This is a genomic window from Streptomyces sp. NPDC045470 (assembly GCF_040646595.1).
GTDB lineage: Bacteria > Actinomycetota > Actinomycetes > Streptomycetales > Streptomycetaceae > Streptomyces.
Genome location: NZ_JBEZAN010000002.1, coordinates 558,788 through 570,390, shown reverse-complemented (window position 1 = coordinate 570,390; position 11,603 = coordinate 558,788). Strand labels below are relative to the sequence as shown.

General features: G+C 75.2%; 2 protein-coding genes. One reads left to right on the top strand and one right to left on the bottom strand.

What is annotated here, in order from left to right:
- Window positions 1–2: 2 nt before the first annotated feature.
- On the bottom strand, window positions 3–746 hold the full coding sequence (locus tag AB0A97_RS08855; RefSeq protein WP_361146532.1) for a 4'-phosphopantetheinyl transferase superfamily protein: 744 nt from the start codon (window positions 744–746) through the stop codon (window positions 3–5).
- Between the two features lie 117 nt (window positions 747–863).
- Between AB0A97_RS08855 and AB0A97_RS08850 the strand changes: the two genes are divergently transcribed.
- Window positions 864–11,552 (top strand): amino acid adenylation domain-containing protein, encoded by a 10,689-nt coding sequence (locus AB0A97_RS08850; protein ID WP_361147354.1) that lies wholly within the window; start codon window positions 864–866, stop codon window positions 11,550–11,552.
- The last annotated feature ends 51 nt before the right edge of the window (window positions 11,553–11,603 follow it).

Sequence of the window (11,603 nt, the reverse complement as noted above, 5' to 3'; positions counted from 1 at the left end):
GGTCAGGTGCTCCGGCGTGCCGGGTCGGCGGGGGGTTCCGGGCCGGTGTGCGGGACCGCCGCGCCGATGCGGGGCCGCGCCGTGCTCACCACGGCCGCCACGGCGTCCCGGCGTACGTCCGTGTGGTCGAGCACGTACAGGTCGCCGTGGCGGGACGGGCTGCCGTGGCGGGACGGGGCGCCGCTCCGGTCGGGCAGGCCCGAGAGGTCCAGGGCGGCCAGCCCGCCCAGCGTGGTCCTGCCCAGCTTGACGAAGCACTCCTTGCGGACCCACTGGCGCAGGAAGTACGCGTCGGGGTCGGCGTGTTCGCGCATCGCCGCCCGCTCGGCCGCGCTCAGCACCCGGTCCCCCGCGCCCCGCACGCTGTCCGGCAGCGCCCGCCGCTCGACATCCACGCCGACCGGCTCGTGGCCCACCGCGGCGGCCACCACGCCCGTCGTGTGCGACAGGCTCACGTACACCTGCGGCAGCCCGGCGAGGCCCGGCCTGCCGTGCTCGTCGGAGCCGCAGCCGGGGCAGTGCTGCTCCAGTACGAGGGAGTCCGCCGCCCGGTCCAGCAGCTTGGCGGCGCAGAGCCGCACCAGGACGTGCGCGGCGATGAAGTCGGCCCGCAGCGCCGGGGTGAGGAACGCGTCAGCACGCCGCCGCTCCACGCCGGTGAGCAGCCGCCCGTACGCCGGGACCCACCCCAGCACCTCGTCCGTACCCGCCACCACCGCCGTCGGCTGCCCGTCCGTCCCCGTCACGGAGAGCACCTTTCCAGTGCGGCCACGGCCCGGGCAAGCCACCCCCATCAGCGCATTCGCATCTGTTGAACGGCCCGCTCCAGGCGTCGGCCGACGAGTGGAGGACCAGTGAACGACATGACGCAGGCGACGGTTTCCGCCGAACCCTTCCCGGCACTCTTCGCCCGGCAGGCGGCCCGGACTCCGGACGCCACGGCGCTGGCCTTCGAGGACACCACCCTGTCGTACCGCGAGCTGGACGCGCGGGCCAACCGCCTGGCGCACTGGCTCACCGGGCGGGGCGTGGGCCCGGAGACCCGCGTGGCGCTGGTCCTGCCGCGTTCGGTGGAGCTGGCCGTGGCCCTGCTCGCCGTCCTGAAGGCGGGCGGCGCGTACGTACCCGTCGACCCGGAGTACCCGCGGGCCCGCCGCGCCTTCCTCCTCGACGACACGGCCCCCGTCCTCGTCCTCGACGAGGAGACCCTGCCCCGCGACCTGTCCGGCCACCCCGCGACCGACCCCGGCGCGCGCCTCACGCCCGGCCACGCCGCGTACGTCATCCACACCTCCGGCTCGACGGGCGTGCCCAAGGGCGTCGTCGTCCCGCACGCGGGCCTCGCCGGGCTGGCGGCCGCGCAGGCCGAACGGTTCGCGGTGACGCCCGGGAGCCGGGTCCTGCAGTTCGCGTCACCCAGCTTCGACGCGTCCGTCGCGGAGATCTGCGGCGCCTGGCTGACCGGCGCCACCCTCGTCATGGCGCCCGCCGCCCGCCTGCTGCCCGGCGCGGGCCTCGCCGAACTGGTCGCCGAACAGCGCGTCACCCACGCCACCCTGCCGCCGTCCGTCCTGGCCGCCCTCCCGCCGCACACCACCCTGCCGCAGATCACCGCGCTGGCGGTGGCGGGCGAGGCGTGCCCGCCCGACGTGGCCGAACGCTGGTCGGCCGGACGGCGCCTGGTCAACGCGTACGGCCCGACGGAGACCACGGTCTGCGCGACGGTGAGCGCGCCGCTGTCCGGCCGCGTGGTGCCCGGCCTCGGCACACCGGTCGCCGACGTGCGCCTGTACGTGCTCGACGCGGCGCTGCGCCCCGTCCCGGACGGCGGCACCGGCGAGCTGTACGTCACCGGCACCGGCCTGGCGCGTGGCTACCTCGGCCGCTCCGGGCTGACGGCGGAGCGCTTCGTGGCCTGCCCGTTCGGCCCGGCGGACGCGCGGATGTACCGCACCGGCGACGTGGTGCGCCGCCGGACCGACGGCGCGCTGGAGTTCGTCGGCCGCGCCGACGACCAGGTCAAGGTACGCGGCCACCGCGTCGAGCCGGGCGAGGTCGAGCAGGTGCTCGGCGCCCACCCGGCGGTCGGACAGGCCGTGGTCACCGCCCGCGAGGACCGGCCCGGCGACGCCCGCCTGGTCGGCTACGTCGTACCGGCCGACGGCCCCGCGCCGGACGCCGGGGCCGACGCGCACCAGGTCGGCGAGTGGCAGGAGATGCACGACCTGGTCTACGCCGACGAGGCAAAGGCGCAGGACGACGAGCCGCCGTTCGGCGAGGACTTCGGCGGCTGGAACAGCAGCTACGACGGCACCCCGATCCCCGTCGCGGAGATGCGCGACTGGCGCGCCGAGACCGTCCGGCGCATCCTCGCCCTGAAGCCCCGCCGGGTGCTGGAGACGGGCGTCGGCAGCGGCCTGCTGCTCTCGCAGGTGGCGCCCGCCTGCGAGGCGTACTGGGGAGCGGACTTCTCCGCCCCGGCCGTCGAGCGGCTGCGCCGCCAGGTCGCCGCCGTACCGGAGCTGGCCGGCAAGGTCGAGCTGAGCTGCCGGCCCGCCGACGTGACCGAGGGCCTGCCCACCGGGTACTTCGACACCATCGTGATCAACTCGGTCACCCAGTACTTCCCCAACGCCGCCTACTTCCTGCGCGTCCTGCGCAACGCCGTGGACCTGCTGGCCCCCGGCGGCCGGGTCTTCGTCGGCGACATCCGCAACCGGCGCCTGCTGCGGCTCTTCCGTACGGCCGTCGAACTGCACCGCGCCGGAGCGGACACCGAACCGGGCGCCCTCGGCGCGGCCGTCGACCAGAGCGTCCGCCTGGAGAAGGAACTCCTGGTCGACCCCGACTTCTTCGCCGCACTGCCCGCCGCACTGCCGGACGTGACGGGCGCCGAACTCCAGCTCAAGGGCACCCGCCACCACAACGAGCTGACCCGCCACCGCTACGACGCCGTCCTGTACAAGCGGCCCGCCCGCACGGTCTCCTTCGCCGACGTACCGAGCCTGGTCTGGGGCCGGGACGTCACCGACGCGACCACCCTCGAACAGGCCCTGCGCGGCCGGCCCGGACAGCGGCTGCGCCTGACCGGGGTGCCCAACCCGCGCCTGGCGGGCGAAGCGGCGGCCGAGGCGGCCGTCACGGCGGGCCTGCCGGTGGACGAGGCGCGCTCCCGGCTGGCCGCCCCCGGCACCACCGCCGGAGCCGAACCCGAGCAGCTCACCGGACTGGGCACCCGCCTCGGCCTGTGGGCGGCCGCCACCTGGGCGCCGGACAGCCCGGAAGGCCGATGCCGGTACGACGTCCTGTTCGCACCGCGGGAAGACCTCGCCTCGGCGGCCGCCGTCGGCCTCTGCCGTCCGGCCGGCGACCTCACCGGCCCGCTCGCCGCCCACACCACCGACCCCGGCGCGGCCCTGACCACCGCCGCCCTGGTCACCGCCCTCCACCGGCACCTGCGCGACCGGCTGCCCGCCCACCTCGTCCCGTCCGCCCTCGTCGCGCTGGACACCCTGCCCCTGACCCCCAACGGCAAGGTCGACCGCGCGGCACTGCCCGCGCCCGGCCTGACCCACCTCGGCGACGGAACCGGCGGCCGGGCCCCGCGCACCCCGCGCGAGGGCGTGCTGTGCGAGCTGTACGCCGACGTCCTCGGCGTGCCGCGGGTCGGCATCGACGACAACTTCTTCACCCTGGGCGGCCACTCGCTGCTCGCCACCCGCCTGATCGGCCGCATCCGCACCGCCCTGGACGTGGACCTGCCGATCACCGCCGTGTTCGAGGCGCCCACGGTCGCCGCGCTCGCCGGGCACGTCGACGCCGCCGCCTCCGGGGGCCGCCCGGCCCTGCGGCCGGTCCCGCGCCCCGACGTGCTGCCGCTGTCGTACGCCCAGCGCCGCCTGTGGTTCCTGCACCGGCTGGAGGGGCCGAGCGCCACGTACAACGTCCCGACGGCGCTGCACCTGTCCGGCGAACTGGACCACGAAGCACTGCGCGCCGCGCTGGGCGATCTGCTAGCCCGGCACGAGAGCCTGCGCACGGTCTTCCACGAGACGGCCGACGGCACCCCGCACCAGGTCGTCCTCGGACCGGACGACGTGGCCGGAATGCCGTCCGTGCTCTCCGTGGTGCGGACCGGCCCCGACGACGTACGGCGCCTGCTCCGCGAGGCCACCCGCCACACCTTCGACATCGCCGCCGAACTGCCGCTGCGCGCCACGCTGTTCCGCACCGGGCCCGACGAACACGTGCTGCTCCTGCTGCTGCACCACATCGCGGGTGACGGCTGGTCGGCGGCACCGCTCTCACGCGACCTGGCGGCGGCGTACGACGCGCGCCGCCAGGGCCGGGCCCCGCAGTGGGCCCCGCTGCCGGTCCAGTACGCCGACTACACCCTCTGGCAGCGGGACTTCCTCGGCGACCCGCGGGACCCGTCCAGTGTCCAAGCGCGGGAACTCGATTACTGGAAACGGCAGTTGACCGGCCTCCCCGAGGAGATCGCGCTGCCGTACGACCGCCCGCGCCCCCGGCACGCCACCTACCGGGGCGACGCGCTCGACCTCACCCTGTCCGCCGCACTGCACGCGAACCTGCACGCCCTGGCACGCGACACCGGCACCAGCCTGTTCATGATCGTGCAGGCGGGCCTGGCGGCCCTGCTCACCCGCCTCGGCGCCGGCACCGACATCCCGCTCGGCAGCCCCGTCGCCGGCCGCACCGACCAGGCCCTGGACGACCTGGTGGGCTTCTTCGTCAACACCCTCGTGCTGCGGACGGACACCTCCGGCAACCCGACCTTCCGCGACCTGCTGCGCCGCGTCCGCGACACCGACCTCGCCGCCTGGTCCCACCAGGACCTGCCCTTCGAGCAGCTCGTCGAGGCCCTCAACCCGGTGCGGTCGGCGGGCCGGCAGCCCCTGTTCCAGGTGGTCGCCGCCGTGCAGAACGCCCCCGAGGGCGGCTTCGACCGGCTCGGCGTCCGCACCCGCACCGAGCTGGTCAGCACCGGCACCGCCAAGTACGACCTCTTCCTCAGCCTCTGGGAGCGCCAGGGCCCGCAGGGCGAACCGCGCGGCCTGGACGGCTTCGTCGAGTTCAGCACCGACCTCTTCGACCGCTCCACGGTCGCCACGCTCGCCGCCCGGCTCGTGCGCGTCCTGGAGACGGCCGTCGCCACCCCCGACGTGCCGCTCGCCCACCTCGACGTGCTGACCGGCGAGGAGCACGGGCGGCTACGGCAGGCCGCGTCGGCCGCCCGCCCGGCGGTGCGGCACAGCACCCTGCCCGAACTGTTCGCCGAGCAGGCGGCCCGTACACCGGACGCCACGGCACTGGTCTTCGAGGACGTCTCGCTCACCTACGGCGAGCTGAACGCCCGCGCCAACCGCCTCGCGCACTGGCTGACCGGCCAGGGCGTGGGCCCGGAGACGCTGGTGGCCGTGGCGCTGCCGCGCTCGGCGGAACTGGCGGTCGCGCTGCTCGCCGTCCTGAAGGCGGGCGGCGCCTACGTACCCGTGGACCCGGACTACCCGGCCGAGCGGCGCGCCTTCGTCCTCGCCGACACCGCGCCCGCCCTCGTCCTGGACGCCGCCGCGCTGCGCCGGGACCTGGCGGACCTGTCGGCGTATCCGGACACCGACCCCGCCACCGGCCTGCGCCCGGCCCACCCGGCGTACGTCATCCACACCTCCGGCTCGACGGGCACCCCGAAGGGCGTCGTGGTCTCCCACACCGGCCTCGCCGCGCTGGCCGCCGCGCAGGCCGAGCGGTTCGCGGTGACGGGGGAGAGCCGCGTGCTGCAGTTCGCCTCACCGAGCTTCGACGCGTCGGTCTCCGAGATGTGCGTGACGTGGCTGGCGGGCGCCGCCCTGGTCATGGCGCCGGGGGAGCGGCTGCTGCCGGGAGCCGGCCTGGAGGACCTGCTCGCCGCGCAGCGCGTCACCCACGCCACCCTGCCGCCGTCGGTGCTGGCCGCCCTGCCGCCCCAGGAGACGCTGCCCGGCGTCGTCTCGCTGGTCGTGGCGGGCGAGGCCTGCCCCGTCGACCTCGTGGAACGCTGGTCGGCCGGCCGCCGCATGGTCAACGCGTACGGCCCGACCGAAGCCACCGTGTGCGCCACCGTCGGCGAACCGCTGTCCGGCCGGACGCTGCCCGCGCTGGGCGCGCCGATCGGCGACGTACGGCTGTTCGTGCTCGACGCGCTGCTGCGGCCGGTGCCGGACGGTGGCGCGGGAGAGCTCTACCTCGCGGGCTCCGGTCTGGCCCGCGGCTACCTCGGCCGCTCCGCGCCGACCGCCGAGCGGTTCGTGGCCTGCCCGTTCGGCCCGGCGGGCGCGCGGATGTACCGCACCGGCGACCTGGTACGGCGCCGGAGCGACGGCGAGCTGGAGTTCGTCGGCCGCGTCGACGACCAGGTCAAGGTACGCGGCCACCGCATCGAGCCGGGCGAGGTCGAGCAGGCGCTCGGCGCCCACCCGGCGGTACGGCAGGCCGCCGTGGCGGCGCGCGCCGACCGCACCGGCGACCTCCGCCTGACCGGCTACGTCGTACCCGCCGAGGACGCCGCCCGGCAGACCCTCGCCGCCGACCTCCGCCGCGACCTGCTCGCCCGGCTGCCCGCGTACCTGGTGCCGTCCGTCATCACGGTCCTCGACGCGCTGCCGCTGACCCCGAACGGCAAGGTGGACCGCAAGGCCCTGCCCGCCCCCGACCCGGCCCGCACCGGCGCCGACGCGGGCGGCCGGGCGCCGCGCTCGCCGCAGGAGGAGATCCTGTGCGAGCTGTACGCCGACCTCCTCGGCGTCACGAACGTCGGCATCGACGACAGCTTCTTCGCCCTCGGCGGCCACTCCCTGCTCGCCACCCGCCTGGTCAGCCGCATCCGCGCGGTCCTCGGCGTGGAACTGCCCGTCGCCGCCCTCTTCGAGGCCCCCACCGTCGAAGCCCTGGTCGAACGCCTCGGCCTGTCCACCGCGCGCACCCGCGGCGCCCTGCGGCCCATGCCGCGCCCCGAGGCGCTGCCGCTGTCCTACGCCCAGCGCCGCCTGTGGTTCCAGTACCGCCTCGAAGGCCCCAGCCCCACCTACAACATCCCCCTCATGCTGCGCATCGAGGGCCCGGTGGACGAGGAAGCGCTGCGCGCCGCCCTCGGCGACCTGCTCGCCCGGCACGAGAGCCTGCGCACCGTCTTCCGCGAGACCGGCGGCACCCCGCAGCAGGTCGTCCTCGACCCGGCCGCCGACCCGGCCGCCTTCGACATCCTCACCGTCACCGACGACGTCCCCGGCGACCCGGAGGCGTTCCGTGCGCTCCTCAAGGAAGGCGCCCGGCACCGCTTCGACCTGACCGCCGACCTGCCGCTGCACGTGAAGCTCTTCCGCGTCGGCCCGGACGAGAACGTCCTGCTCCTGCTGCTCCACCACGTCGCCGGTGACGGCTGGTCGATGGCGCCGCTCTCCCGCGACGTGGCGACCGCGTACGACGCGCGCCGCGCCGGACAGGCCCCGCGGTGGGCGCCGCTCCCCGTCCAGTACGCCGACTACACCCTGTGGCAGCGGGACTTCCTCGGCGACCCCGAGGACCCCGGCAGTGTCTACGGACAGCAGATCGCCTACTGGCGCGAGCAACTGGCGGGCCTCCCCGAGGAGATCGCCCTGCCCTTCGACCGCCCGCGGCCGCAGCGCGCCTCCTTCCGCGGCGACTCGATCACCTGGGAGATCCCCGCGCCGCTGCACCAGCGCCTGCACGCCCTCGCGGGCGAGACCGGCACCAGCCTCTACATGGTGCTCCAGGCCGGACTGGCCACCCTGTTCACCCGCCTCGGCGCCGGCACCGACATCCCGCTCGGCAGCCCCGTCGCGGGCCGCACCGACCAGGCCCTCGACGATCACATCGGCTTCTTCGTCAACACCCTCGTGCTGCGTACGGACACCTCCGGCGACCCGACCTTCCGCGCACTGCTCCAGCGCGTACGGAGCACCGCCCTCACCGGCTGGGCCCACCAGGACCTCCCGTTCGAGCAGCTCGTCGAAGCCCTCAACCCGGTCCGCTCGGCGGCCCGCAACTCCCTCTTCCAGACCATGCTCACCCTCGACAACGCGCCCGAAGGCGAGTTCACGCTCGGCGGCCACCCCGCCCGCACCGAGCCCGTCCACGTCGACGCCTCCCGCTTCGACCTGTCCGTCTTCCTGACCGAACGGCGCGGCGCGCACGGCGAACGGCCGGGCATGGACGGCGCGATCGAGTACAGCACCGACCTCTTCGACCGGCGTACGGTCGAGGCGCTGGCCGCCCGGTTCGTCGCCCTGCTCGACGCGGTGACCGCCGACCCCGACCAGCCGCTCGCCCGCCTCGACGTGCTGACCGCCGACGAGCGCGCCCTGCTGCTCGGCGAGGTCAACGCCACCGACCGGCCGCTGCGGCGCACCTCCCTCGCGGCGGCGTTCGAAGCCAGGGCGGCCGAAACACCGGACGCCCCCGCCCTCACCTTCCAGGACACCACCCTCACCTACGCCGAACTGGACGCCCGCGCCGACCGCCTCGCCCGGCACCTGGCCGGCGCGTACGGCGTCGGCGCCGAGAGCCGCGTCGCCGTCCTGCTGGACCGCTCCGCCGACCTGGTCGTCGCGATCCTCGCCGTCCTCAAGGCGGGCGGCGTGTACGTACCGCTCGACAAGCGCTACCCGGCCGCCCGGATGCGGCTGATCGCGGCCGAGACCGAGGCCGTCGTCGTCCTCACCCAGCAGGACCTGCCGGCCGCCGCCTACCTCCCCGGCGTCCCGGCCCTGGCCGTCGACGCCTGGGCGGAGACGGCGACGGACCTGCCGGACCGGGACCCCGCCGGGCCCACGGCGTACGCCGACTCCGTCGCATACGTCATGTACACCTCCGGCTCGACCGGCGCGCCCAAGGGCATCGCCGTCACCCAGGGCGACGTGGTGGCCCTGGCCGCCGACCACTGCTGGGGCGAGGACGGCCCCGACGGCGCCCGGCACACCGTGCTCGGCCACGCCTCCACCGCGTTCGACGCCTCCACCTTCGACCTGTGGGTACCGCTCCTCAACGGCGGCCACCTCGTCATGGCCCCGCCCGGCGACCTCACCCCCGACGACTACCGCACCCTGCTCACCACCCACCACATCACCGCGGTCCTCCTCACCACCGCCCTGTTCAACCTGCTCGCCGAGGAGTGCCCCGGCGCGCTCACGGGCGTCCGGCAGGTCTGGACGGGCGGCGAGGCCGCCTCCCCGTCCGCCGTACAGAAGATCCTCGACGCCTGCCCCGACACCCGCGTCTGCAATGTCTACGGGCCCACCGAGGTCACCATGTCGGCCACGTACCACGCGATGCGCGCACCGCGGCGGATCGCCGGAACCGTCCCCATCGGACGCCCCATGGACAACATGCGTGTCTACGTCCTCGACAGCGCCCTGCGCCCCGTCGCCCCCTCGGTCACCGGCGAACTGTACGTCGGCGGCACCGGCCCCGCCCGCGGCTACCTCAACCGCCCCGGCCTCACCGCCGAACGCTTCGTCGCCGACCCCTTCGGCGCCCCCGGCGCCCGCATGTACCGCACCGGCGACCTGGTCCGCTGGACCGCGGACGGACAACTCGACTACATCGGCCGCGCCGACTCCCAGATCAAGATGCGCGGCTTCCGCATCGAGCTCGGCGAGATCGAGACCGTCCTGGTCTCCCACCCCGCGGTCGCCCGGGCCACCGTCAACCTGCGCGAGCTCACCCCGGGCGACGCCCGCCTGGTCGCCCACCTCGTCCCTGTCTCCAGGGAAGCCTTCGACGCCACCGCCCTCCGCCGCCACCTGCGCGACCGCCTCCCCGCCTACATGGTGCCGACCGCCCTCGTGGCGCTCGACACCCTGCCGCTCACCCCGAACGGCAAGGTGGACCGCAAGGCCCTGCCCGCCCCCGACCCCCGTTCCGAACTCGGCGGCCGCGGTCCCCGCTCCCCGAAGGAAGAGATCCTCTGCGGGCTGTACGCCGACGTGCTGCGCGTCCCCCGCGTCGGCATCGACGACAGCTTCTTCGTCCTCGGCGGCCACTCCCTGATGGCGACCCGCCTGATCAGCCGCATCCGCACCGCCCTCGACGTCGAACTGCCCATCGGCGCTCTCTTCGAGGCCCCCACCGTCGCGGCCCTCGTCCGGCGCATCGACTCCGCCACCGCCCAGACCCGCCCGCCGGTCAAGCCCGCGATCCGCCCGGCCGCCGTCCCCCTCTCCTACGCCCAGCGCCGGCTCTGGTTCCTGCACCGCCTCGAAGGCCCCAGCCCCACCTACAACATCCCGCTCGCCCTGCGCTTCTCCGGCAAACTCGACCACGACGCCCTACGGGCCGCCCTCGGCGACCTCGTCGCCCGGCACGAGAGCCTGCGCACCGTCTTCCCCCGCCGCGCCCGCGCCGCCCAGCAGATCATCCTGCCGCCCGACTCCGGCCGCGACCTGCTCACCGTCGTCGAGACGGACCCCGACGGCCTGGCCCCCGCCCTGCACGAAGCCGCCACCCGCTCCTTCGACATCACCACCGAACACCCCCTGCGGGCCACCCTCTTCGCGACCGGCCCGGACGAGCACGTCCTCCTCCTGCTCCTGCACCACATCGCGGGCGACGGCTGGTCCATGGCACCGCTCTCCCGCGACCTCGCCGCCGCCTACGACGCGCGCAGCGCGGGCGAAGAGCCGCAGTGGTCCCCGCTTCCCGTCCAGTACGCCGACTACACCCTCTGGCAGCAGAACTTCCTCGGCGACCCGGCGGACCCCGACAGCACGTACAACCGGCAACTGGCCTTCTGGCGCACCCAACTCGCCGGCCTCCCCGCCGAAATCCCCCTCCCGCTCGACCACCCCCGCCCGGACGTCACCACCTACCGCGGCGACATGTTCCCCATCCACCTCCCCGCCGACCTCCACCAGGGCCTGCACACCCTGGCCGGCGACACCGGCACCAGCCTCTACATGGTCGTCCAGGCCGGCGTCGCCACCCTCCTCACCCACCTCGGCGCCGGCACCGACATCCCCCTGGGCAGCCCCGTCGCCGGCCGCACCGACCAGGCCCTGGACGACCTCGTCGGCTTCTTCGTCAACACCCTCGTCCTCCGTACGGACACCTCGGGCGACCCCACCTTCCGCGACCTCCTCACCCGCGTCCGCGCCACCGACCTCGCGGCCTGGGCCCACCAGGACCTCCCCTTCGAACAACTCGTCGAAGCCCTCAACCCGGCCCGCTCCACCGCCCGCCACCCCCTCTTCCAGACCCTCCTCACCCTCGACAACGCCCCCGAACGCCACTTCACCCTCGGCGGCCACCACGCCCGCCCCGAACCCGTCGACCTGCACGTCGCCCACTTCGACCTCTCCATCGGCCTCACCGAACAGCGCGCCCCCCAAGGCACCCCGAACGGCCTCGACGGCTTCGTCGAATACAACACGGACCTCTTCGAACGGAAGACGGTGGAGGACCTGGCGGCGTCCCTGATCACCCTGCTCACCGCAGCCGTCACCGCCCCGGACACCCCGCTGTCCGGGCTGCTGCCGTAGCACGTACCCGGCGGCCGGACCCGCGCGCCCGGCCGCTGGGCCCGGTCACCG

What these genes read in the sequence shown, in the direction of transcription:
- AB0A97_RS08850 (WP_361147354.1), top strand. Translation starts at nt 864, where the DNA reads ATGACGCAGGCGACGGTTTCCGCCGAACCCTTCCCGGCACTCTTCGCC.